We start from the raw sequence: 20915 nt of genomic DNA on the forward strand, positions 1-20915 counted from the left end.
GGGTCACAGATCGAGATCAATCCACACCGGAACGTGATCGGATGGTTTTTCGTGCCCGCGAATTTCCGCGTCGATTCGGCAATCGCGCATCAGGTCAGCAGCCTGTGGCGTCAGCAGGAAATGGTCGATGCGAATGCCATCGTTCTTGTTCCACGCACCCGCCTGATAGTCCCAGAACGAATAGTGATCAGGGCCTTGCGTAACGGCGCGAAATGCCTCGATGAACCCAAGGTTCAAAATCTTGCGAAACGCCGCGCGGCTTTCGGGGCGAAACAGGGCATCTTCACGCCAGGCATCGGGACGCCTGGCGTCTTCCGCCTGCGGGATAATGTTATAGTCCCCCGCCATCAGGGCTGGCTCTTCGGTTGCCAGAAGATCGCGCGCGCGGTCGAACAGCCGCTCCATCCAAGTCAGCTTGTATTCGTATTTCGGCCCGGGAACCGGATTGCCGTTGGGCAGATAAAGACCGCAGATGCGTAGCGGCTTTTTTCCGACAACCGTTGCCTCTATCCAGCGGGCCTGCTCGTCATCGTCGTCTCCGGGAAGTCCACGCGACACATCTTCCAGCGGCAGCTTAGAGAGGATCGCGACGCCGTTGAAACTCTTTTGACCGTGCGTTTCGACATTATAGCCGCGCTCCTCGAACAATTCGCGCGGAAAGTTTTCGTCAACGGATTTGATCTCTTGCAACAACACGACATCGGGTTGTGCGTCATCCAGCCAGCGGGGCAGAGCCTCGGCCCGCGCTTTGATGCCGTTGATATTGAACGTGGCGATTTTCATGCGCGATCCTCCGATAGCTTGTGGAAACCTATCGCGCAGATTGGACCCAACGGCAAGCCGAGAGGGCGGGAGCGAGGCTCTGCCTCGCGCTCCGGGATATTTATAGACAGATGAAGAAACGGATCCTTAACCAATATGTTGGAAGAAGGTCAGGCGGTACAGGCGGGGACGCCGATGACCGCGACAGGTGAAGCTCTCCGGTATGAATGCCGGGGAGCGGATCCCTGCTTCATCTGTCCATAAATATCCTGGGGGTGTGGGGGGCAAAGCCCCCACCGAAGCTTACATCGAAAAAGATGTTCCGCAGCCGCAGGAAGACGTAGCATTGGGATTGTCGATGACAAACCGCGCACCTATCAGTTCCTGCGTAAAGTCGATCACCGCGTTTTCAAGAAACGGCAGCGAGATCGAGTCAACGATGACCTTTTGCCCTTTGCCTTCAAGGACCAGGTCATCCTCTTTCGGCTCGTCCAGCGCAATTTCGTATTGAAAACCTGAACATCCGCCGCCTTCCACCGCGACGCGCAGGGCCTGACCCTGATCCGCGGCACCTATTTCGGCAAGCCGGTCAAAGGCGCGTTCGGTCACTGTTGGGGGCAGATTCATGCCGGGCTCCAAAGGTTTATTTCCTTACCGCTCTACAATATATGAAACCTGACGACAGGCGACAAGGACAAGACTATTGAACCGAGCGGGTTTTGCCTCGAACCCAAGCCGCGCCAGAGGGCGGCTTGTGCCGGAGGAGGAAAGTAGTTTTCGGTCATGCTTTCAGCGTGACCGCGACCGTATCATTCATGCCAGTGCCTTTCGGCGGCTCAAGCATAAAACACAGGTATTTGTCGAGCATGAGGGTGACAGCTTTCGCACCCGGTTGACCCATTCCATCGAAGTGGCACAGGTGGCGCGGACCATTGCCGGTGCCTTGGGCCTCAACCCCGAACTGACCGAGGCCGTGGCCCTGGCGCATGATCTGGGGCATACGCCATTCGGGCACACGGGTGAGGATGCTTTGCACGCGCTCATGGGGCCCTATGGCGGGTTCGATCACAATGCGCAGGCCATTCGGATTGTGACCAAGCTTGAACGCCACTATGCCGAGTTCGACGGCTGCAATCTGACATGGGAATGCCTTGAAGGCATTGCCAAACACAACGGTCCTGTTGTTGGTGAGCTGCCCTGGGCTTTGGCCGAGTGCAATCAGGGGTTCGACCTTGAACTGCACACTCACGCGAGTGCCGAGGCGCAGGTGGCGGCATTGTCAGATGACATCGCCTACAACAACCATGATCTTTTTGACGGATTGCGCGCAGGGCTGTTTACCGATGTGGATATTCGGAAATTGCCGATCGTAGGAGCCTGCTTTACCGAAGTAGACAGCAAGTATCCCGGCCTCGATCCCTATCGTCGGCGGCACGAGGCGTTGCGTCGGGTGTTTGGCGTTATGGTCTCGGACGTCATAGACACTTCACGTGACCTGATCGCAGCTTCGGGGGCGCGGTCCGTCGAAGAAATCCGGCATTTGGGATATCCGGTGGTCCGGTTTTCGACTGATCTTTGGACTGATTTGAAAGAAATCCGCGCCTTTCTTTTCTCTCGGATGTACCGCGCCCCCTCGGTGATGGAGGTGCGCGCGAAGGTTAGCAAAGTGGTCGAAGATCTCTTTCCGATCTATCTGAATGATCCAAAGCAGATGCCAAACCATTGGCATGAGGATATTGAAACCGCCCGTGATGAGACGGCATTGGCCCGGATCGTATCAGATTACATCGCAGGCATGACCGATCGGTTCGCGCTGCAGGATCATGCAAGACTAACTGGTGGCTGATCACTCGATCCCGATATAGGCCAAGGCCCAAACCTGTTGCCCCGATTGTTCTTTCGCAAGGTCCTCATCATCGGTGGGCGGAAAGACAATCATGGTAGGGCCATAGCCGCCGATGCCCATCGGCTTGCCATCTGCGTGCGTGGCCAAGATGGGGTGATGCGCGGCGATGCTGTCCCACGGGATTTCGGATTGATAACCGTCCATCGCCATTGGTCGCGCGGTTTTTCCTTCGGCCCCGGCCATGGTCATTACGTCCGATAGATGCGGCCCTGAGAATGCGATGTCGCGCTGGTTCCCTTCGGGGCCATATGTGATTGTAATTTCGACTTGCTTCAATCCATCCAGCATCGCTGCGTCAAAGCCTGCAGCGCCGTCGTGCTGAACTTCGAGATAGCCCAGAAGGCCACCGTCATTTTCGCCACGTGCAGGCAGGTTGGTTTCCGTGACGTTCCCGCCCAGAGTCAGCAGCACATGTCCGTTTACTGCGGGCATTTCAGCCCATGCCGAAACCGAGGTGCTTATGAACAGGGCAAAGGGCAGGGCAAGGCGCATGGATAAGACTCCGGGTTGTGCAGCCCGTCTGAGACTAGCGGGCTTTGCCGCCAAACCAAGATCAAAGATTAGGCATCCATTGACCTTGTCGTGCTGCGTGGTAAACCGCCGGGCAAGCAAAAGGACATCCGTAATGAACCTGTTTTCCGAGATCCGCGGTCTGGTGCTGGACGCGCTGGCGCAGATGCAGTCCGAAGGCACGCTGCCCGAAGGGCTGAGCTTTGATAACGTAGCGGTTGAACCGCCACGCGATGCCGCGCATGGCGACATGGCAACCAATGCGGCGATGGTGCTTGCAAAGCCGGCCAAGATGAAGCCGCGCGATATCGCCGAAGCTTTGTCCATAAAACTGGCTGCTGATGACCGCGTGACCAGCGCCGAAGTGGCGGGGCCGGGCTTTTTGAATCTGCGCCTTGCGTCCTCGGTCTGGCAGGGCGTGCTTGCTGCAGTGTTGGAGCAAGGCACCGACTACGGCCGCTCGACCATGGGACATGGGCAGAAGGTTAACGTCGAATATGTCTCGGCCAACCCGACCGGGCCGCTGCATGTGGGTCATACGCGGGGGGCGGTGTTTGGCGACGCCTTGGCGAGCTTGCTGGCGTATTCGGGTCATGACGTGACCCGCGAATACTACATCAACGATGGCGGCGCGCAGGTGGATGTATTGGCGCGGTCAGCTTACGAAAGGTACCGCGAGGCCAATGGGCTGAGCCCCGAGATCGCCGAAGGCCTCTATCCTGGTGACTACCTGATCCCGATCGGTGAAGCGCTGAAAGAGAAATATGGCGACAGCCTCATCGACAAGCCGGAAGCTGATTGGCTGGAAGACCTGCGTGAGTTCTCGACCGATGCGATGATGGACCTGATCCGTGCCGACCTGAAGGCGCTGGGTGTTGAGATGGACGTGTTCTTCTCGGAAAAATCGCTCTACGGCACGGGCCGGATCGAGGCTGCGCTGCAGTCCCTGACAGACAAGGGACTGATCTATGAAGGCGTGCTGGAACCGCCCAAGGGCAAAAAGCCCGAGGATTGGGAGCCGCGCGAGCAGACTCTGTTCAAATCTACCGAACATGGCGATGATGTAGATCGTCCGGTCAAGAAATCCGACGGTGCCTGGACCTATTTCGCGCCCGATATCGCCTATCACTATGACAAGGTAAGCCGTGGCTTTGACGCGTTGATAGACGTGTTCGGCGCGGATCATGGTGGTTACGTCAAGCGGATGAAGGCGGCGGTGTCGGCGCTGTCCGATGGCAAGGTGCCGCTGGATATCAAGCTGACGCAGTTGGTGAAGCTGTGGAAGAATGGCGAACCGTTCAAGATGTCCAAGCGGGCCGGTAACTTTGTCACCCTGCGCGATGTGGTGGATCAGGTTGGCCCTGATGTGACCCGTTTCGTGATGCTGACCCGCAAGAACGATGCGCCGCTGGATTTCGACTTCGACAAGGTGCTGGAGCAGAGCCGGGAGAACCCGGTGTTCTACGTGCAATACGCCCATGCCCGCGTCATGAGCGTGCTGCGGCGTGCTGCCGAGGCTGGGATTGCGACTGACGACGCGGCCCTTGATAAGGCTGATCTGAGCAAGAACGATCATGCCTCAGAGCTGACCGTGGCCAAGAAACTGGCCGAATGGCCACGCCTAATTGAAATCGCCGCGCGAACGAACGAACCGCACAGGGTTGCCTTCTATCTCTATGAATTGGCTGGGGATTTTCATGCTTTGTGGAACAAAGGGAATGACGAAACCCAGTTGCGCTTTATCCAGGATGGCGATGTTGCCACAAGCCAGTCAAAAATCGCACTGGCTCGGGCCGTTTCTGTTGTGATTTCAGCGGGCTTGGGTATTCTTGGCGTTACCCCGGCGCAGGAGATGCGGTAAACAATATCGCCCGAACCGCCGGTCTGAGGCAGACAAGAAATGACCCGCGCGCCGTGTTTTAAGGCGTAATCGGGCAGTGAGGCGGATATGGCGAGTTACGATTACTCGGGGCGGGTAAGCCCCGAGCAGATGCATTACCCGAATCAAGCATACGCAGAGGATGTGTATGATTATCCTGACGAATTCGACGGTTACGACGACGCGCCACGCGCCGCTGCGGGCCTTGGCCGCGCGGTGAATTTTCTGGGCGCAGTGGCGTCACTGGCTTTGGTCGCGGGTGTTGCGGTCTGGGGCTACAAACTGGTCATGCGCGATGTGAGCGGAGTGCCTGTCGTGCGCGCAGTTGAAGGCCCGATGCGTATTCAGCCGGAAAATCCGGGCGGAACCCCGGCCGATCATCAAGGTCTTGCTGTGAACACCGTTGCTGCGGAAGGGTCCGCTGCCGCGCCGGCAGATCGTCTGATCCTTGCCCCGCGCCCTGTGTCATTGACGGATGAAGATGCTCCGATGGGCACACTTCAGCCAACCAAGGCTGTGCATGTGGTCGAAGAGCCATCTGCCGACAAGGCCCCAAAACTACGGCAGAGCGCTGTGGATGCGCTGGTTGCGGAACTTGCAGGCGAGGCAGCCAAATCCGAGCCGACAAGCGAGCAGGGCGTTCAGCTTGCCTCATTGACGACGCCCGAAGAAGAACCGGCTATTGATCCCGCCGATCTGGCCGCGCTGCAGCCCGATCCGAAGATTGCGGCCTTACCGGGTGTTCGGCGTTCGTTGCGGCCTCAGACCCGTCCGGCGCGCGCGACCCAAAGCGGAATTTCCGCCAACAGCAACACCGAAGCGTCAATCAATGCAGCCGTCAAAGCGGCTGCTGGCTTGGACGTCGATCCCGATACATTGGCAAAAGGCACCCGTCTGGCACAGTTAGGGGCTTATGAGAACGCCGACGTCGCCAAGGCGGAATGGAGCCGTATCTCGACCCGGTTCGGTGATTATATGAATGATAAACAGCGGGTTATTCAGAAAACCTCAAGTGGTGGGCGCACGTTCTATCGCCTACGTGTGCTCGGCTTTGATAGTCTGAGCGACTCGCGCCAGTTCTGCGCTGCGCTTGTGGCACAAGGCGCTGACTGCATCCCGGTCGCCGTGCGGTGAGATACGGCGCTGCGATTACCGATGCCGAAGGTTTGCGCCTGACTTCGGATGAAAAGGCTTTGTTTCGTGAGATGAACCCGTTTGGGTTCATTTTGTTCGCCCGCAATATCGACAATACTGATCAGGTGCGCGCGCTGTGCGATGATTTCCGCGACGCGGTTGAGCGTAACTGCCTGATCACCGTTGATCAGGAGGGTGGCAGGGTGCAACGCCTGCGCACGCCGCTGGCGCGGGAATGGTTGCCGCCGCTGGAGCATGTCGAGAAGGCGGGTGAAAACGCAGAGCGTGCCATGTATCTGCGCTATCGCCTGATCGCGTATGAATTGCTGTCTCTGGGTATCGACAGCAACTGTGCCCCGATGGTCGATATCGCGCGCGCCGAAACCCATGCCTTTCTGCGCAATCGCTGCTACGGCAGTGACGCCACATTGGTCGCGCAAGTCGGCCGCTCCGTGGCGCAGGCGCATCTGGACGGTGGTGTGTTGCCGGTGGTCAAGCATATGCCGGGCCATGGGCGCGCCACGCTGGACAGCCATCATGAGCCTCCGCATGTTGACCTGCCCCGGTCAGCGCTCCGCCTCGATGATTTCGCCCCGTTCCGCGCCCTCAACGACCTGCCGATGGGGATGACCGCGCATCTGGTCTATGATCAGATCGACCCGCAGCCTGCAACGATTTCGCCGACGATGATCAACTTGATCCGTGAAGAGATCGGATTTGACGGGCTGATCATGACCGATGATATCACGATGAAGGCCCTGCGTGGCACCCCGGCAGAGATTGCTGCGAAGGCGCTGAATGCTGGCTGCGACGTGGTTCTGCACTGCAATGCGACACTGTCAGAGCGGCGGGCGGTGCTGAATGCAGCAGGCGAAATGACAGATGCGGCACAGACCCGCGCAGAGCGCGCGCTGGCGATGCGAACCCCGCCGCAAACGCTTGACATCCAGGCCGCCGAAGCGGAACTATCTGCCCTAATGGGCGGGCAGGTGTATGTCGGATAACCTTTTCAGCGAAGACCCGATCTCGGTCGCCGACCGTCTTGCGGCCGAGGCGCTGATCGTTGACGTCGACGGGTTCGAAGGGCCTCTGGACGTGCTGTTGACGCTGTCGCGCACGCAAAAGGTCGACCTCCGGAAAATCTCGGTTCTGGCACTGGCGCAGCAATATCTGGCCTTTGTCGAAAAGGCGCGCGCGCTGCGGATCGAGCTGGCGGCAGATTATTTGGTCATGGCCGCATGGCTGGCCTTTCTGAAATCCCGCCTGTTGCTACCGCCGGACCCGGATGACGAAGGCCCGTCAGGTGAAGAATTGGCCGCGCATCTGGCGTTTCAGTTGGAGCGCTTGCAAGCCATGCGCGACGCCGCAGCTCGGCTTATGGCGCGTGATCAGTTGGGGCGCGATTTCTTTAAACGAGGGCAGGGCGAGGACATTCGGCGCATCCGAACGGTGACTTATTCCGCTACGTTGCTGGATTTGATGCAGGGCTATGCCCGTATCCGCACCCGTGATGAGTTCCGCCCCTTTGTCATGGATCGCGATGCCGTTTTCACGATGGAGCAGGCGCTTGAACGGATGCGCCCGCTGATCGGGTTTGCGGGCACATGGACCGATATGGAAACCTATCTGCCCGATGGATGGGACGGCGATCCCGTACGCCGCCGCTCGGCAACGGCGGCGACCTTTGCGGCCTCGCTGGAGCTGGTGAAAGAAGGACATATGGAGATCAAGCAAAGCGAAACCTTTGCCCCGATCCAATTGCGTAAGAGGACAGAAACCCGTGACTGACGCCCCCGAAGAGACCGGCACCCTGTTCGAAGCGCCGCCACTGGCCGAGCAGGAGCGTATGGTCGAGGCGGTGCTGTTCGCCAGCGCCGAGCCAGTGACAATCGCCGATCTGGAAGCCCGGATGCCCCATGGCAGCAACGCCTCGCAAGCGGTTGAAATGCTGCAGAAACGATATGAAGGGCGCGGTGTGCGTGTGGTTCAGGTTGGCGAGGCATGGGCCATTCGCACTGCGCCAGATTTGGGGTTTTTGATGCAGAAGGAAACGGTCGAGACCCGCAAGCTCAGCCGTGCTGCGATCGAAACACTGGCGATTGTGGCCTATCACCAGCCCTGCACGCGCGCCGAGATCGAGGAAATCCGGGGCGTTTCGGTCTCGCGCGGAACCATCGATCAACTGCTTGAAATGGAGTGGATCAGGTTGGGTCGCCGTCGCATGACACCCGGCCGCCCTGTGACGTTTGTGGTCACGCCACAATTTCTGGATCACTTCGGGCTTGAGAACGCGCGCGATCTGCCGGGGCTCAAGGAATTGCGAGCGGCAGGCCTGCTTGAGAATCGTCCGCCACCGGGCGCGGTGCCGATGGGAGTATCGGAAGAAGACGAGAACGACGATCAGTCGGAACTGTTCGAGGAAGAGTGATTACATAGCCCTTTTGTTGCCGCATGTTTTGCTTATCTTGTGGCGCAAGGAACGGAGAGAAATATGAACGCAAATCGGATCATCGACATGATCGTGCGCCAGGTCATGCGACGTCTTGTCAACAAGGGCGTCGACAAAGGCTTTGACATGGTCGGCGGCGGATCGAAACAGGCAGGCGGCAAAGGTAACCGCGAAGTGAAACAGGGCGGCAAAACTCAGAAACAGACGATGCGGCAGGCGCAGAGAATGGCCCGTCAGGCACGTAAAACGACGAAATTATAAGGGTTTATCTTGCGGGTTTGAAGTGTTTCGATAGTTTCAAACCCTGTCCCTGATAGTTCGAAGCGATGCTGGCACCGTATAGTTGTGTTGGCATCTCAGCCATTTTTTCATAGACCAAACGCCCGACGACCTGACCGTGTTCCAGCACGAATGGCGCTTCGTGACAGCGGACCTCAAGTACACCGCGTGAACCTGCACCGCCAGCGGCTGCGTGGCCGAATCCGGGATCGAAGAAACCGGCGTAGTGCACGCGAAACTCTCCGACCATGGCCAGATAGGGGGCCATTTCAGCCGCGTACATCGGCGGGATATGCACTGCCTCGCGGCTGACCAGAATATAGAATGCACCCGGGTCCAAAATGATACGCCCATCTGAGGTGCGCACTTCCTCCCAATAATCCTGCGGGTCATAACCACCGATGCGGTCCAGATCGATCACGCCTGTATGGGGTTTTGCGCGATAACCCACCAGATCGGTGTCGGGCAGTTGCAGATCGACGGAAAAACCCAAGCCATCCTGAATGACAGCAACCCCGTCGACCAGCGGCGATTCTGCGTGCAAGGAGGTCAGTTCAGCGTCGCTCAGAACCGCTTGTCCCTGCCGGAACCGGATCTGGTTCAGACGCATTCCCGGACGCACCAGAACCGAGAATGAACGCGGGCAAATCTCGGCATAAAGCGGCCCTGTGTAACCTGCCGGAACGCGGTCAAACTCGGTTCCGCCGTCGGTGATGGTTCGCGTCAGCAGGTCCAGGCGCCCGGTCGAACTTTTGGCGTTGGCCACGGCGTTTGTGTTTTCAGACAGAGCCAGCGATTCCATCAGTGGCACCAGATAGACGCAGCCTTTCTCAAGAACTGCCCCGTCTGAGATATCGATGCGGTGCATCTCGAACTCGGCCAGTCGATCCGCAACGCTGCGCCCTTCGCCCGCGAGGAACGAGGCGCGAACGCGGTAAGCCACCGTTCCAAGGCGTAAATCCAGGCTGGCCGGTTGTATCTGCTCAGGAATGATCGCCGGTTGCGCTGTGATCTCGCCACGCTCGATCATTGCCTGAAGCTGCTGGTTTGCGCACACGCCTGTCATTGTGATCCCCCCTGATGCCAGAGCGGGATCTGGCCTATGTGCCATATACGTCGGTGTGATTTGGTCGGGCTAGCAGGACTCGAACCTGCGACCTTCCGTCCCCCAGACGGACGCGCTACCAGGCTGCGCCATAGCCCGACGTTTGAGTGTTCATAAAGACTTTCCCGGCGGGGGCAAGAGGAAATCATCGCCTTTTTTGCTATCCCGCAGCCCTGCCATCGACCCGGTCAAGCCAAGCGCGCAGGTCTTTGGCAATCGGCGCGATCCGATGCAGAAGCTCGTCATCAAATTCGGATCGATTCCATGCCAGAGATGCCACGCCACCCAGCAAGGGGGCCGCATCCAGTTCGCTGTCTCCGGGCGTTTCAGGTGGTTCTTCGAGGGGCGAGGCAGGGATTTCGCTCTCCGCGACATCGGCGGATTGCTCGGCAGGTTCTTCAAGATTCAACCTGATCTGCTCACCCGCCTCCGCTGGGGGCACAGTAAAGGGCACTACAGTGGCGTCGATTGCAGCTTCGGATGCCGCTGGCTCATCCAGACTTGGCGACAACGAGGAGACATGCGCAACACCCTGTTCGCGCAGGATTCGCTGAACGCCTTTGATGGTAATGCCGTCCTCGTGCAACAGCTTTTTGATGCCGCCCAGCAAACGCATGTCATTGGGCCGGTAATACCGACGGCCGCCGGCGCGTTTGACAGGTTTGACCTGAGTGAAGCGGCTTTCCCAAAAGCGCAGAACGTGAGCCTGAACACCGAGCCAGTCCGCAACTTCACTTATGGTGCGAAAGGCATCGGGGGACTTACTCATAACCGGAACGTCCTGAACTTACTTGCGGTTCCCGGCGGCGACGCGATCCTTCATCAGGTGCGACGGGCGGAATGTCAGCACGCGGCGGGGCTGAATCGGTACCTCTTCACCGGTTTTGGGATTGCGACCGATACGGGCGGTTTTGTCCCGAACGCTGAAGGTTCCGAAGGATGAAATCTTGACCTGTTCGCCGCGCACCAAGGCGTCGGACATGTGGTTCAAAACGCTCTCGACGAGTTGTGCGCTTTCGTTGCGTGAAAGCCCAACTTCGCGAAAGACCGCTTCGCTCAGATCCATTCGGGTCAGTGTTTTGTCGCCCATGCTAATTCCCCTGTTGATGTCAAAGCATAGGGTGAGGGGAAATTCGCTGTCAATATCAATGAATTGCGCGAGGCTGTGTAAGCCGGTTTGTGCCGGTTACCAACGCAGCGCAACTGCACCCCAGGCCAGGCCACCACCGATTGCCTCGGTCACGATCAGATCACCGGGCTTGATTTGCCCGCGCTCCTTGCCAACAGACAGGGCCAGAGGAATCGATGCCGCCGAGGTGTTGCCGTGATCCTGAACCGTAACCACCACACGTTCCATCGGCAGGCCCATCTTCTTGGCGGTGCCCTGGATGATTCGGATATTGGCCTGATGCGGCACGATCCAATCAACATCATCGCTGCCCAGACCCGCCCGATCCAATGCTGTTTCGGCAGTTTTCGACAGTTTTTCAACGGCGTGGCGAAAAACCTGATTTCCCTGCATCCGCAGGTGACCGGTGGATTGGGTCGACACACCGCCATCCACGTAGAGCAGGTCTTTGTATCGACCGTCGGAATTGAGATCGGTTGCCAGAATGCCCCGGTCGTCCGAAGTGCCCATACCCTCTTGCGCTTCAAGCACCAGCGCACCCGCACCGTCGCCAAACAGAACGCAGGTTGACCGGTCGGTCCAGTCCATGATGCGCGAAAACGTCTCGGCCCCGATGACCAGAACCCGTTTTGCCTGACCGGACAGGATCAGCGCATTGGCGTTGCTGAGCGCAAAAACGAATCCGGCGCACACGGCCTGCACGTCAAAGGCAAACCCTTTGGTCATACCCAGCCGGGCTTGAACCATTGTGGCTGCCGATGGAAAGGTCAGGTCTGCGGTCGAGGTGGCCAGTACGATGGCGTCGATATCGTCCGCCGTTAATCCGGCATCCTGCAGGGCTGCGTTTGCGGCATGGGTCGCAAGATCGGATGTGGTCTCATCCTCGGCGGCGAAATGGCGGCGCTCGATCCCGGACCGCGTGCGGATCCATTCGTCGGTCGTGTCCAGAGTTTTCTCGAACTCGGCATTTGGAACGACCCGCTCGGGCAGGTAATGCCCGACACCTACTACAACTGAACGGCCTGCCATACTTGGGTACTGCCCTTTTTGTTCTTATTCCGACTGCGATGCAGATTGCGCGGCATCTTGTGCAAGCACGACCGTGGATGCAACCCGTGCTGCCAATTTTTCAGAGAAGCCGGATTCGGCCAATGTAAAGGCCAGTTTGACCGCAGCGGATACGCCGGTTGCGTCGGCGCCTCCGTGGGACTTGATGACCGTGCCGTTCAGGCCAAGGAACACGCCGCCATTGACCTGACGCGGGTCAATGCGTTTTTTCAAACGGTTCAACGATGTGATCGCAAGGATCGAGGCCAGCCGCGACAGCGGTGAATACTTGAATGCCTGACGCAGTAAGTCACCGATCAGGCTGGCAGTGCCTTCGCCCGTCTTGATCGCAACATTGCCGGTAAACCCATCGGTTACAATGACATCGGCCTTGTCACCCGGTATGTCGCTGCCTTCGACAAAACCCACAAATTCGAAGTTTGCCTGTTCGGCAAAATCCGTGATCATGGCATGGGCTTCTTTCAACTCGGCGCGGCCTTTATGTTCTTCGGTGCCCACGTTCAGCAGCCCGATCCGGGGGCGGGCCTGCGCCATGCCGTTGCGCGCATAGGACGCCCCCATGAGCGCAAACTGCAGCAGATCCTTTGCATCTGCCCGCACATCCGCACCCACATCCAGCATGACATTAAAGCCCTGCGGGTTGCGCGAAGGCCACAGAATCGCGATGGCCGGACGGTTTACTCCGGGCAGCTTGCGCAGGCGCATCATCGACAGCGCCATCAGCGCGCCGGTATTGCCGCAGGACACCGCGCCATGGGCCGCGCCATCGCGAACCGAATCCAGCGCGGACCACATCGAGGTCTGCTTGCCGTTGCGCACGACCTGGCTGGGCTTGTCCTCCATCGTGACCACATCCGGGCAATCACGAAAAACGACGCGCCCCTCAAGGACGCGCCGTTTGGCAACCAGTTTGCGCAGCGTTTCTTCCGGCCCGTGCAGGATGAACCCGATATTGGGGTTCTTTTCCGCGGATTTGGCAATCCCCGCCACAACGACGGCGGGGCCGGTGTCTCCGCCCATAGCGTCAACCGAGATGATGATCCGTCCGGTTTGCGTGGGCTGATCCGTCATGCCTTGGCCTGCGTCCGATCAGGCTTAGGCCGCGTCTTCGTCCAGGTCGATTTCATCGGCCTGCGCGACGACTTCGCGATCGTCGTAGTGGCCGCAGGACGCACATACATGGTGCGGGCGCTTCAGTTCGCCGCAGTTTGCGCATTCGTTCGGGTTTGCAGCAACCAGAGCGTCGTGTGCGCGGCGATTGTTGCGACGCGACTTGGAAACTTTGTTCTGTTGGACGGCCATGGTCTCAACCTTTGTCTGACTGGGGGTCGCAGATTCGCTGCTGACCCGGGTTTCGTAGTTCGTTTTTCTCGTGGTTTGACGCGCGTTTAGGGGACGAGCCCCGCAATGTCCAACCCAAATTCCGATGAGCGCGCGAAAATACTGCGATTCTCGGTATGTTCAAGCGATTTTTCTGAAGGCCTGCTATGACAGGAATTCAGGCCTCTGTCACTCGTCTTTTTTCAACGTATCGCGCAATTCTGCCAACCCGGCAAAGGGTTTTACATCTTCGTCAGTCATGGCTTGTTTGCCCGGCTCGGTATAGTCGGCTTGGCCGAGTTCCGCACCGTCCTTGCGTGGATAAAGCGGTAGTGCCAACGACAACGCCTCGACCATGATGGCGGCGGGGTCGATTTCTGCGCCAAGCGCTTCGGTTTCATCATCTTCGGGCATTTCGAACTCGGGCTCGTCTGGTTCATGCCAGTCGGACAGAAATACCCGTCGTACAGGGGTTTCGATACGTGTCGTCACCGATTCGAGCGTAACCACGCAGGTTTGAACTACCGTGGCACCCAGCCTGGCGGTCAAAACCCAGTCGCGTTTGCCCTGCGCCAGCACCTGTCCCGAGAACGATAATTTGCGCAAGCCGAGCAGCCCCAGCTCTTGTTTCAGGGCCTCAAGCGCGGTTTTGCCGGGGCGGAGTTCAAACGGTGTTGGGGCGTTCTGCGGCAGGTCTGCGACGCGCAAGGGGGTGGATCCGGTCATGTGCGACCCTTTCTTGGTGTTGAACCACGGCAACGGTTTCTGTAATCGGATAGAAGCCGTTCGCGGCCAAGACAAGAGGGTGTGCATGTTGAAGGTGACGAACAAGGTGAAACCGGCGATCCGGTTGCTGGCCTTTGGCGGCGTTGTGGCTGCGGCGGCATGTACTCCAATTGTCAAGAAACACGGATATATTCCACCGCCCGAGGATCTGGCCGAAATCAAGGTTGGCGTTGACACCCGTGATACCGTGACCGAAGCCATTGGTGCGCCCACATCGTCCGGCGTCGTTCGGGATTCGGACTATTACTACGTCTCGTCGAAAATCCGCCACTACGGCCCCAAACGGCCCGAAGTGGTCTCGCGCGAGCTGGTGGCGATCAGTTTTGATCAGCGTGGTGTCGTCCGCAATATCGAACGCTTTGGCCTGGAGGACGGGATTGTTGTTCCGCTGGAACGTCGTGTGACAGATTCCAGCGTCAAGAACAAAGGCTTCCTGCGGCAGTTGCTGGGCAATATCGGCAACTTCAACCCGGCGAACATTCCGGGCGTCAACAACTGATCTGATGCGGCCATGGCAAACGGGTTGAATGCCGAGTTGCTGAACAAAGGCCGATACAGGGCCAGATTGGCGCAGTCGCCGGGGGAAATAGCTGCGGCGCAGTCCCTCAGGACTTTGGCGTTCTCAACCGGTCAGGCCGACGGAGACTCGTTTGATGATCGATGCGCGCATGTTCTGGTCGAAGATAGCTGGTCGGATCATCAGCTTGTCTGCTGTTTTCGCATGTTCTCGATGCAAAACGGGTCAGAGATCGGCCAAAGCTATTCGGCGCAGTATTATGATCTGTCTGCATTGCAGTGCTTTGACGGTCGCATGGTCGAGATGGGGCGATTTTGCATCCATCCCCAGCGGACCGACCCGGATATCCTGCGCGTAGCCTGGGGTGCGATGACCGCCTTTGTCGATCGAAATGATGTGCAGATGTTGCTTGGCTGTTCGTCCTTTGCTGGAACCGAAACGGCGGATTATCTAGATGCGTTTGCAATGCTCAAACACCGCCATCTGGCTCCGAAACGCTGGCTTCCCCGGGTCAAGGCCCCTGACGTATTTCGCTTTGCCAGACGCCTAAGACGCCGACCGGATATGAAAAAAGCCATGCAACGGATGCCGCCCTTGCTGCGAACCTATCTGATCATGGGTGGCTGGGTCAGTGATCACGCGGTTGTCGACCGGCATATGAATACGCTTCATGTCTTCACAGGGCTCGAAATCAGGGCGATCCCTGCGGCGCGCAAACGTCTTCTGCGGGCTTTGGCCGGGTGATTTGAGTATTTGACAAAAGGTGAAGCGGGGGCGTTGACGCCTTGTTTCAGCCGGTTTAGCTGGCGGGTATGGCGAGAATACCTTTGTTGCAGATGTCCGGCATTTCCCTGACCTTCGGGGGCGATCCGGTGTTTTCCGATCTTGATCTGGTGGTTCAACCGGGCGACCGTGTCGCGTTGGTCGGGCGGAACGGCTCGGGCAAGTCTACCCTGATGAAAGTGATGGCCGGTCTGGTCGAGGCCGATCAGGGCGAGATCGTGATTCCTCCGGGTAAGTCAGTTGGTTACATGGAGCAAGATCCCGGTATGGAGGGGTTTTCAACGCTTGGTGACTATGCCTCGAGCGGGTTGGAACCGGGGGAGTTGTACAAGGTCGAACGTGCCGGAGAGGGTCTGAAATTCGACCCGTCGCGCCCGGTTGAAACCGCCTCGGGTGGGGAGCGGCGGCGGGCGGCTTTGGCCAAGCTGATGGCCGAAGCGCTGGATCTGATGCTGTTGGACGAGCCGACAAACCATCTGGATATCGAGGCAATTGCATGGCTTGAGCGCGAATTGGGCGCGACGCGGGCGGCGTTTGTGCTGATCTCTCACGACCGTGCATTCCTGCGGGCGTTGACCCGGGCGACATTGTGGATTGACCGGGGTGTTGTGCGGCGTCAGGAGCAAGGGTTCGAAGCGTTCGAGGCATGGCGGGACAAGGTTTGGGAGGAGGAAGATCAGCGGCGGCATAAGCTGAACCGTTTGATCAAGTCCGAGGCACGATGGGCTGTCGAAGGCATCAGCGCGCGACGCAAGCGCAACCAGGGCCGGGTGCGCGCCCTACAGGCGTTGCGCGCCGAGAAAGCAGCGCAGATCAAGCGTCAGGGTTCGGCAGCTATGGCTTTGGAATCAAGTCCAAAATCCGGTCGAAAGGTGATCGAGGCCAAGGGTTTGGCCAAGCGGTTCGACGACAAGCAAATTGTGCGGAATTTCGACTTGCTGGTTCAGCGCGGTGATCGGGTGGCCTTTGTCGGGCCCAACGGGGTGGGCAAAACGACGCTGTTGAAAATGCTGCTGGGACAGGAACCCGCTGATGAGGGCTCGGTGGCATTGGGAACCAATCTTGAGGTTGCCGTATTCGATCAGACCCGCGCGCAGCTGGACCCTGAGATGACACTGTGGGACAACCTGACTGGTGATCCAGAAATGCGGGTGTCGGGCAAGGCAGATCAGGTCATGGTGGGTGGGCAGCCCAAGCATGTGGTGGGCTATCTCAAAGAGTTTCTGTTCGACGATGCGCAGGCAAGAGCGGCTGTTAAGTCCTTGTCAGGAGGGGAAAAAGCGCGATTGTTGCTGGCGAAGCTGATGGCCAAATCTTCGAACTTGTTGGTGCTGGACGAGCCGACAAACGATCTGGATGTTGAGACGCTGGACCTGCTGCAAGAGCTGTTGGACGACTATGACGGCACCGTTTTGCTGGTCAGTCACGACCGGGATTTTCTGGACCGAGTGGCCACCACGACCATCGCGATGGAGGGTAACGGCCGCGCGACGGTTTATGCAGGAGGATGGTCAGACTATATTGCGCAGCGTGGCGATATTTCTGAGAAAAAGGAAGATAAAACAAAACCTTCCAAGCTAAAGATAAAGCAAGAGACGAAGCCGAAATCTGGGCTTTCCTTTTCGGAAAAACACCGGCTAGAGAAACTGCCCGCCGAGATCGCGCGGCTTGAGGCCGAGATCGCCAAGTTGGAAGACCTGATGTCAGACCCGGACCTGTTCACGCGCGAGCCGGTGAAGTTCCAGAAAGCCACCGAAGCGCTGGTTGAGCGGCAGCAAAAACTGTCGGCGGCCGAGGAAGACTGGCTGACGTTGGAAGAGAAGGCTGAAGGCGGATAGTTCGATTTGTACAGGCCGAAAACAGCGGTTTGTTCGATTTGTACAACTTTTGAAGCCCTGGAATTGAATGGTTTGTTAACCGATCCGCGTCATCTCATTCAGCGTGAAATCGGCAACCGCGCCGTCGGTCGCCTGCATGTAAGCGGCTAGGTGGGCGGCGTTCATGTGGTTCTGCCATTGGTCGCGGCTCTGCCAGTTTTCGTAGAACACAAAGACCCCGGGATTTCTTGTATCGACATGAAGGTCGTATTGCAGGCATCCGTCTTCGTCGCGTGTGATGGGGATGAGCCTTTGCAGCTCGGTGCGGACGAGGTCTTCTTTGCCGGGATGAGCGGTGATCCGGGCGACGATCGTAAGGGGCATGATCTTTCCTTGCGGGTCGTGAACGTGATAGCCGAGATATGAGATGTATAGACCGCTTGCGCAAGTACGCACTATTTATGCGGGTAGGTACATTTTGTATACTGTATATTTAGGCAAATCAGAGGACGCGGGATGGAGCGGTTTGACAGATATGACTGCAGCGGTGGATGCCCGGTGGAGGCGGGACTGGAACAGATATCGGGCAAGTGGAAGGGGTTGGTGATCTATCATCTGATGGATGGAACGATGCGGTTCAACGCCCTGTCTCGTGCTTTGGGGACCGTGACGCAACGCAGTCTTACCAAGCAACTGCGTGAGCTTGAAGTCGACGGTATCGTGGATCGCAAGGTTTATGCCGAGGTGCCGCCGAAGGTCGAATACAGCCTGACCAACAAGGGGCGGGCGTTGCGTCCGGTGATCGAGGCGTTGGCCGAGTGGGGGCAGAGCCGGGTTATTGACCTGTCCCAATAGGCCGGGCCGGATTGCCTGCGACCGTTTGATCCGGCGCGACGGATTTGGTCACGACGCTGCCTGCGCCGATGATCGCGCGGTCGCCGATGGTAATGCCGGGCAGGATGACGGCTGCACCACCGATCCAGACGTTTTTGCCGATGGTGACGGGGTGGGCGACCTCAAGGCCCCGGGCGCGAAGATCAGGGTCTTTGGCGTGCTCGGCGCAGTAGATCTGGACAGCGGGGCCCAGCATGGTTCCGTCGCCGATCCGGACTGGGGCGGTGTCCAATATGGTGCAGCTCGCATTGAGATAAACCCGGTCGCCCAGCGACAGATTGATTCCATAGGCGCAGTGAAAGGGGGCCTCGACAAAGCAATCCCGCCCGATTTCGGCAAACAAGGCGGCCAGTTCGGCCGCAATGGGACCGCGATCATCAGGCGGGCAGGAGTTATGGGCATGAACCGCGCGACGGGCGCGCTGGCGCATCTGTTCAAGCTCTGGGTCGAGGCAGGTGTACCAGTCACCTGCCGCCATTTTCTGCCGTTCGCTCATGCCCGAGAGTTAGCGCATCAAACCTGCGCCGTCGATGCAAGAACGCTGAACGCCCGTTTCGCACGGCGTTGATGGTCATGGGTGTAGCTGGGTGCCCGAGGGTCCGAGTGGCGAAGGGGTCGCATCGTCATCTGTTGAGCGGTGGCCGAGGGGCCATGGCGGTTGCGTCTGTTTCTGGTGCGCTGCGGGGCGTTTGTGTTGGACCGATTGAGTGGGTGCGCTGGCGTATGTCTTCCAACACGGGGTCGAGGCAGGTGTACCAGTCACCTGCCGCCATTTTCTGCCGCTCGATCATGCGTCCGTCCTACCGCATCCGCAATGCGCCATCGATGCGGATGACCTCGCCGTTGAGATAACCCATCTCGACGATGAACCCGGCAAGGCGACCATATTCGCACGGGTCGCCCAGGCGGGGTGGGTTGGGGACGTCGGCGGCCAGTTGGGCCTGTATCTCATCCGGCAGGCCAGCGAGCATCGGGGTCATGAAGATGCCGGGGGCGATGGTCATGACGCGGATCCCCGTCGAAGCCAGATCGCGCGCCATGGGTAGGGTCATGCCAACCACGCCGCCTTTCGAGGCGGCATAGGCAGCCTGGCCTTTCTGCCCGTCAAAGGCAGCAATCGAGGCGGTGTTGATGATCACGCCGCGCGCACCGTCCGGCTCGGGGTCGTTCTTGGCCATCTGGGCCGCAGCGAGGCGCGCGACATTGAAGCTGCCAACAAGGTTGATATCGATTGTACGCTGGAAGGCGTCCAGCGGGTGAGGGCCGTCTTTGCCGACCGTTTTGGCTCCGATCGCGATCCCGGCGCAGTTCACGGCGGCGGTGATCCGGCCCATCTGATCCACCGCCTGCGCGATTGCGGCGGCGACCGAGGATTCATCGGTCACGTCTGTTTCAACAAAGTTGCCGCCGATTTCCGCAGCGACCTGCGGCCCGCGCAGGGTGTCGCGGTCCAGCACTGTCACCTGTGCACCGTGTTCGGCAAAGTGGCGCGCGGTTGCTTCGCCCAGTCCGGACGCGCCGCCGGTGATGATCGCAGCCGTGGATGACAGGTGCATGGTGATCTCCTCCAAGGGATATGAACACTTGTTCAATAACCGTTTCTGCCGGGGTCTGTCCACCGGTTTGATTGTGGCTTGTCTGAGGGAAAGCTCAGCAAGTCTTCATGTTTGCTTCACGATGCATCGCCAATTCGTGAATGAACATCCTGATGTCATTGGGTGTTTGCCATTCAGGAGGTGCCGATATGGTTAAGAGTACAAAGCAGACACTGGGCGCAATCGTGGCAGCGCCGTTCATGGGTGTATTTATGGTTGGGAGCGCGGCTGCCGCCTCGGAGACGTGTAACTGGAAGACAGCGCGGGATCTGGCGAATGCGGGCGATTATGCCGGTTTATGCGATTGCGCGCAGGTGACGCCGAGTTTTCTTGATCGTTTGCAGAAGCGGTCGGATTTCGAAACAACGCTAAGCGTTGCGAATGCGCAATGTCCGGGGCTGGCGGTGTTGCTGACGGATTTGCCAACCGCAAGCCTGACGAATGTTGCGGACAACCGGGCCGGTGAGGGCCGCGATTCTGATCGGCCCGATGGCGGTGTCGGAGGTGAGGCCGAGGGCGGTGGGTCCGGCGGTGGCAATCCCGGTGGTGGCAGTGGCCCGGATACCGGCGGAGGCCCAGGTGGCGGTGGCGCTCCGGGTGACGGCGGAGATCCCGGTGATGGCGGGGATCCCGGTGACGGTGGTGATCCGGGTGATGGCGGTGATCCCGGCGGCAACAATGGCGGCCCGGGCAACGGGAACGGCAACAACGGTAACCCTGGCAATGGCGGGGGGAATACCGGTGGCTCTGGCCCGGGAACGGGGAATGGCGGCGGAAACAACGGTAACGGCGGCGGCTCAGGAAACGGCGGCGGTGGCGACGGTAAAGGTGGCGGCAAGGGCGGCGACGGAAAAGGTGGCGGCAAAGGCGGCGACGGAAAAGGTGGCGGCAAAGGCGGCGACGGAAAAGGCAAGAAGTAGCCTCACCCTGATCCACGATGACAATCGGCCATCGCAGGGTGGCCGATTTGTTCGTATGCGGT

25 protein-coding genes and 1 tRNA gene are annotated in these 20915 nt (G+C 58.9%); 12 read left to right on the plus strand and 14 right to left on the minus strand.

Features of this window, described 5'->3' with window-relative positions:
• Positions 1-3: 3 nt before the first annotated feature.
• Together xth and ACR0FG_RS01055 are read right to left on the minus strand one after the other, a co-directional pair.
• The gene (gene xth / locus ACR0FG_RS01050) at positions 4-783 is read right to left on the minus strand and encodes an exodeoxyribonuclease III (protein ID WP_480889193.1); all 780 of its coding nucleotides are present in this window, start codon (positions 781-783) and stop codon (positions 4-6) included.
• Positions 784-1065: 282 nt separating this feature from the next.
• Positions 1066-1389, minus strand: a complete 324-nt coding sequence (locus tag ACR0FG_RS01055; protein WP_480889196.1) for a HesB/IscA family protein — start codon at positions 1387-1389, stop codon at positions 1066-1068.
• Positions 1390-1465: 76 nt separating this feature from the next.
• On the opposite strand from ACR0FG_RS01055, the gene ACR0FG_RS01060 reads away from it, so the two are divergent.
• Positions 1466-2608 (plus strand): deoxyguanosinetriphosphate triphosphohydrolase, encoded by a 1143-nt coding sequence (locus tag ACR0FG_RS01060; RefSeq protein ID WP_480889198.1) that lies wholly within the window; start codon positions 1466-1468, stop codon positions 2606-2608.
• Here the strand turns inward: ACR0FG_RS01060 and ACR0FG_RS01065 are convergent, their stop codons facing one another.
• Complete coding sequence (locus tag ACR0FG_RS01065) at positions 2609-3160, minus strand: putative pterin-binding protein (RefSeq protein ID WP_480889201.1); 552 nt, start codon at positions 3158-3160, stop codon at positions 2609-2611.
• 133 nt (positions 3161-3293) lie between these two features.
• On the opposite strand from ACR0FG_RS01065, the gene argS reads away from it, so the two are divergent.
• The 6 genes from argS (at position 3294) to ACR0FG_RS01095 (ending at position 8901) form a co-directional block, all read left to right on the plus strand.
• Positions 3294-5039: an arginine--tRNA ligase gene (argS, locus tag ACR0FG_RS01070; protein ID WP_480889204.1), complete on the plus strand. Its 1746-nt coding sequence runs from the start codon at positions 3294-3296 to the stop codon at positions 5037-5039.
• A gap of 87 nt (positions 5040-5126) precedes the next feature.
• Positions 5127-6191, plus strand: coding sequence for an SPOR domain-containing protein (locus tag ACR0FG_RS01075; protein ID WP_480889206.1), 1065 nt, complete (start codon positions 5127-5129; stop codon positions 6189-6191).
• Positions 6188-7195, plus strand: a complete 1008-nt coding sequence (gene nagZ / locus ACR0FG_RS01080) for a beta-N-acetylhexosaminidase (RefSeq protein WP_480889209.1) — start codon at positions 6188-6190, stop codon at positions 7193-7195. Before ACR0FG_RS01075 ends, nagZ begins: the two co-directional genes overlap by 4 nt.
• Complete coding sequence (locus ACR0FG_RS01085) at positions 7185-7979, plus strand: segregation and condensation protein A (RefSeq protein ID WP_480889211.1); 795 nt, start codon at positions 7185-7187, stop codon at positions 7977-7979. The genes nagZ and ACR0FG_RS01085 overlap by 11 nt, the downstream gene beginning before the upstream one ends.
• A complete protein-coding gene (scpB, locus tag ACR0FG_RS01090; RefSeq protein ID WP_170714858.1) occupies positions 7972-8619 on the plus strand; it encodes an SMC-Scp complex subunit ScpB in 648 nt (215 codons plus the stop codon). The genes ACR0FG_RS01085 and scpB overlap by 8 nt, the downstream gene beginning before the upstream one ends.
• A 63-nt stretch (positions 8620-8682) precedes the next feature.
• Positions 8683-8901 carry a hypothetical protein gene (locus tag ACR0FG_RS01095; protein ID WP_480889213.1) on the plus strand — a complete coding sequence of 73 codons (219 nt, stop codon included), beginning with the start codon at positions 8683-8685 and terminating at the stop codon, positions 8899-8901.
• A gap of 4 nt (positions 8902-8905) precedes the next feature.
• Here ACR0FG_RS01095 and ACR0FG_RS01100 read toward each other — a convergent pair whose 3' ends face one another.
• The 8 genes from ACR0FG_RS01100 to ACR0FG_RS01135 all read right to left on the minus strand — a co-directional run bounded on the left by ACR0FG_RS01100 (position 8906) and on the right by ACR0FG_RS01135 (position 14267).
• Positions 8906-9985, minus strand: a complete 1080-nt coding sequence (locus ACR0FG_RS01100; RefSeq protein ID WP_480889216.1) for a 2'-deoxycytidine 5'-triphosphate deaminase — start codon at positions 9983-9985, stop codon at positions 8906-8908.
• Between the two features lie 61 nt (positions 9986-10046).
• Positions 10047-10123 (minus strand) — tRNA-Pro (locus tag ACR0FG_RS01105).
• Between the two features lie 61 nt (positions 10124-10184).
• Complete coding sequence (locus ACR0FG_RS01110; protein WP_480889217.1) at positions 10185-10793, minus strand: MerR family transcriptional regulator; 609 nt, start codon at positions 10791-10793, stop codon at positions 10185-10187.
• 18 nt (positions 10794-10811) lie between these two features.
• Positions 10812-11114, minus strand: coding sequence for an integration host factor subunit alpha (gene ihfA / locus ACR0FG_RS01115; protein ID WP_008755922.1), 303 nt, complete (start codon positions 11112-11114; stop codon positions 10812-10814).
• A 96-nt stretch (positions 11115-11210) separates the two neighbouring features.
• Entirely contained in the window at positions 11211-12182 is a 972-nt protein-coding gene (locus ACR0FG_RS01120) for a beta-ketoacyl-ACP synthase III (protein WP_480889219.1), read from the minus strand.
• A 24-nt stretch (positions 12183-12206) separates the two neighbouring features.
• Entirely contained in the window at positions 12207-13292 is a 1086-nt protein-coding gene (plsX, locus tag ACR0FG_RS01125; RefSeq protein WP_480889220.1) for a phosphate acyltransferase PlsX, read from the minus strand.
• A 24-nt stretch (positions 13293-13316) separates the two neighbouring features.
• On the minus strand, positions 13317-13523 hold the full coding sequence (rpmF, locus tag ACR0FG_RS01130; RefSeq protein WP_037316137.1) for a 50S ribosomal protein L32: 207 nt from the start codon (positions 13521-13523) through the stop codon (positions 13317-13319).
• 207 nt (positions 13524-13730) lie between these two features.
• On the minus strand, positions 13731-14267 hold the full coding sequence (locus ACR0FG_RS01135; protein WP_480889222.1) for a YceD family protein: 537 nt from the start codon (positions 14265-14267) through the stop codon (positions 13731-13733).
• An 85-nt stretch (positions 14268-14352) separates the two neighbouring features.
• On the opposite strand from ACR0FG_RS01135, the gene ACR0FG_RS01140 reads away from it, so the two are divergent.
• The 3 genes from ACR0FG_RS01140 (at position 14353) to ACR0FG_RS01150 (ending at position 17465) form a co-directional block, all read left to right on the plus strand.
• A complete protein-coding gene (locus ACR0FG_RS01140) occupies positions 14353-14826 on the plus strand; it encodes an outer membrane protein assembly factor BamE (RefSeq protein ID WP_170714834.1) in 474 nt (157 codons plus the stop codon).
• Positions 14827-14838: 12 nt separating this feature from the next.
• On the plus strand, positions 14839-15588 hold the full coding sequence (locus ACR0FG_RS01145; protein ID WP_480889223.1) for a GNAT family N-acetyltransferase: 750 nt from the start codon (positions 14839-14841) through the stop codon (positions 15586-15588).
• 68 nt (positions 15589-15656) lie between these two features.
• The gene (locus ACR0FG_RS01150; RefSeq protein ID WP_480889225.1) at positions 15657-17465 is read left to right on the plus strand and encodes an ABC-F family ATP-binding cassette domain-containing protein; all 1809 of its coding nucleotides are present in this window, start codon (positions 15657-15659) and stop codon (positions 17463-17465) included.
• Positions 17466-17540: 75 nt separating this feature from the next.
• Here ACR0FG_RS01150 and ACR0FG_RS01155 read toward each other — a convergent pair whose 3' ends face one another.
• On the minus strand, positions 17541-17828 hold the full coding sequence (locus tag ACR0FG_RS01155) for a putative quinol monooxygenase (protein ID WP_480889227.1): 288 nt from the start codon (positions 17826-17828) through the stop codon (positions 17541-17543).
• Between the two features lie 132 nt (positions 17829-17960).
• Between ACR0FG_RS01155 and ACR0FG_RS01160 the strand changes: the two genes are divergently transcribed.
• Positions 17961-18299, plus strand: a complete 339-nt coding sequence (locus tag ACR0FG_RS01160; protein ID WP_480889229.1) for a winged helix-turn-helix transcriptional regulator — start codon at positions 17961-17963, stop codon at positions 18297-18299.
• On the opposite strand, the gene ACR0FG_RS01165 is transcribed toward ACR0FG_RS01160, so the two are convergent.
• Both ACR0FG_RS01165 and ACR0FG_RS01170 read right to left on the minus strand, forming a co-directional pair.
• Positions 18280-18834 (minus strand): sugar O-acetyltransferase, encoded by a 555-nt coding sequence (locus ACR0FG_RS01165; protein WP_480889232.1) that lies wholly within the window; start codon positions 18832-18834, stop codon positions 18280-18282. The two genes, ACR0FG_RS01160 and ACR0FG_RS01165, sit on opposite strands and share 20 nt — an antisense overlap.
• 304 nt (positions 18835-19138) lie before the next feature.
• Positions 19139-19894, minus strand: coding sequence for a 3-hydroxyacyl-CoA dehydrogenase (locus ACR0FG_RS01170; protein WP_480889234.1), 756 nt, complete (start codon positions 19892-19894; stop codon positions 19139-19141).
• A 188-nt stretch (positions 19895-20082) separates the two neighbouring features.
• Between ACR0FG_RS01170 and ACR0FG_RS01175 the strand changes: the two genes are divergently transcribed.
• A complete protein-coding gene (locus tag ACR0FG_RS01175) occupies positions 20083-20853 on the plus strand; it encodes a hypothetical protein (protein ID WP_480889235.1) in 771 nt (256 codons plus the stop codon).
• Positions 20854-20915: the final 62 nt, after the last annotated feature.

It is taken from the genome of Ruegeria sp. E1 (assembly GCF_056534225.1).

What these genes read in the sequence shown, in the direction of transcription:
- xth (WP_480889193.1), bottom strand. Translation starts at nt 783, where the DNA reads ATGAAAATCGCCACGTTCAATATCAACGGCATCAAAGCGCGGGCCGAG.
- ACR0FG_RS01055 (WP_480889196.1), bottom strand. Translation starts at nt 1,389, where the DNA reads ATGAATCTGCCCCCAACAGTGACCGAACGCGCCTTTGACCGGCTTGCC.
- ACR0FG_RS01065 (WP_480889201.1), bottom strand. Translation starts at nt 3,160, where the DNA reads ATGCGCCTTGCCCTGCCCTTTGCCCTGTTCATAAGCACCTCGGTTTCG.
- argS (WP_480889204.1), top strand. Translation starts at nt 3,294, where the DNA reads ATGAACCTGTTTTCCGAGATCCGCGGTCTGGTGCTGGACGCGCTGGCG.
- ACR0FG_RS01075 (WP_480889206.1), top strand. Translation starts at nt 5,127, where the DNA reads ATGGCGAGTTACGATTACTCGGGGCGGGTAAGCCCCGAGCAGATGCAT.
- ACR0FG_RS01085 (WP_480889211.1), top strand. Translation starts at nt 7,185, where the DNA reads ATGTCGGATAACCTTTTCAGCGAAGACCCGATCTCGGTCGCCGACCGT.
- ACR0FG_RS01095 (WP_480889213.1), top strand. Translation starts at nt 8,683, where the DNA reads ATGAACGCAAATCGGATCATCGACATGATCGTGCGCCAGGTCATGCGA.
- ACR0FG_RS01100 (WP_480889216.1), bottom strand. Translation starts at nt 9,985, where the DNA reads ATGACAGGCGTGTGCGCAAACCAGCAGCTTCAGGCAATGATCGAGCGT.
- ACR0FG_RS01110 (WP_480889217.1), bottom strand. Translation starts at nt 10,793, where the DNA reads ATGAGTAAGTCCCCCGATGCCTTTCGCACCATAAGTGAAGTTGCGGAC.
- ihfA (WP_008755922.1), bottom strand. Translation starts at nt 11,114, where the DNA reads ATGGGCGACAAAACACTGACCCGAATGGATCTGAGCGAAGCGGTCTTT.
- ACR0FG_RS01120 (WP_480889219.1), bottom strand. Translation starts at nt 12,182, where the DNA reads ATGGCAGGCCGTTCAGTTGTAGTAGGTGTCGGGCATTACCTGCCCGAG.
- plsX (WP_480889220.1), bottom strand. Translation starts at nt 13,292, where the DNA reads ATGACGGATCAGCCCACGCAAACCGGACGGATCATCATCTCGGTTGAC.
- rpmF (WP_037316137.1), bottom strand. Translation starts at nt 13,523, where the DNA reads ATGGCCGTCCAACAGAACAAAGTTTCCAAGTCGCGTCGCAACAATCGC.
- ACR0FG_RS01135 (WP_480889222.1), bottom strand. Translation starts at nt 14,267, where the DNA reads ATGACCGGATCCACCCCCTTGCGCGTCGCAGACCTGCCGCAGAACGCC.
- ACR0FG_RS01140 (WP_170714834.1), top strand. Translation starts at nt 14,353, where the DNA reads ATGTTGAAGGTGACGAACAAGGTGAAACCGGCGATCCGGTTGCTGGCC.
- ACR0FG_RS01145 (WP_480889223.1), top strand. Translation starts at nt 14,839, where the DNA reads ATGGCAAACGGGTTGAATGCCGAGTTGCTGAACAAAGGCCGATACAGG.
- ACR0FG_RS01150 (WP_480889225.1), top strand. Translation starts at nt 15,657, where the DNA reads ATGGCGAGAATACCTTTGTTGCAGATGTCCGGCATTTCCCTGACCTTC.
- ACR0FG_RS01155 (WP_480889227.1), bottom strand. Translation starts at nt 17,828, where the DNA reads ATGCCCCTTACGATCGTCGCCCGGATCACCGCTCATCCCGGCAAAGAA.
- ACR0FG_RS01160 (WP_480889229.1), top strand. Translation starts at nt 17,961, where the DNA reads ATGGAGCGGTTTGACAGATATGACTGCAGCGGTGGATGCCCGGTGGAG.
- ACR0FG_RS01165 (WP_480889232.1), bottom strand. Translation starts at nt 18,834, where the DNA reads ATGAGCGAACGGCAGAAAATGGCGGCAGGTGACTGGTACACCTGCCTC.
- ACR0FG_RS01170 (WP_480889234.1), bottom strand. Translation starts at nt 19,894, where the DNA reads ATGCACCTGTCATCCACGGCTGCGATCATCACCGGCGGCGCGTCCGGA.
- ACR0FG_RS01175 (WP_480889235.1), top strand. Translation starts at nt 20,083, where the DNA reads ATGGTTAAGAGTACAAAGCAGACACTGGGCGCAATCGTGGCAGCGCCG.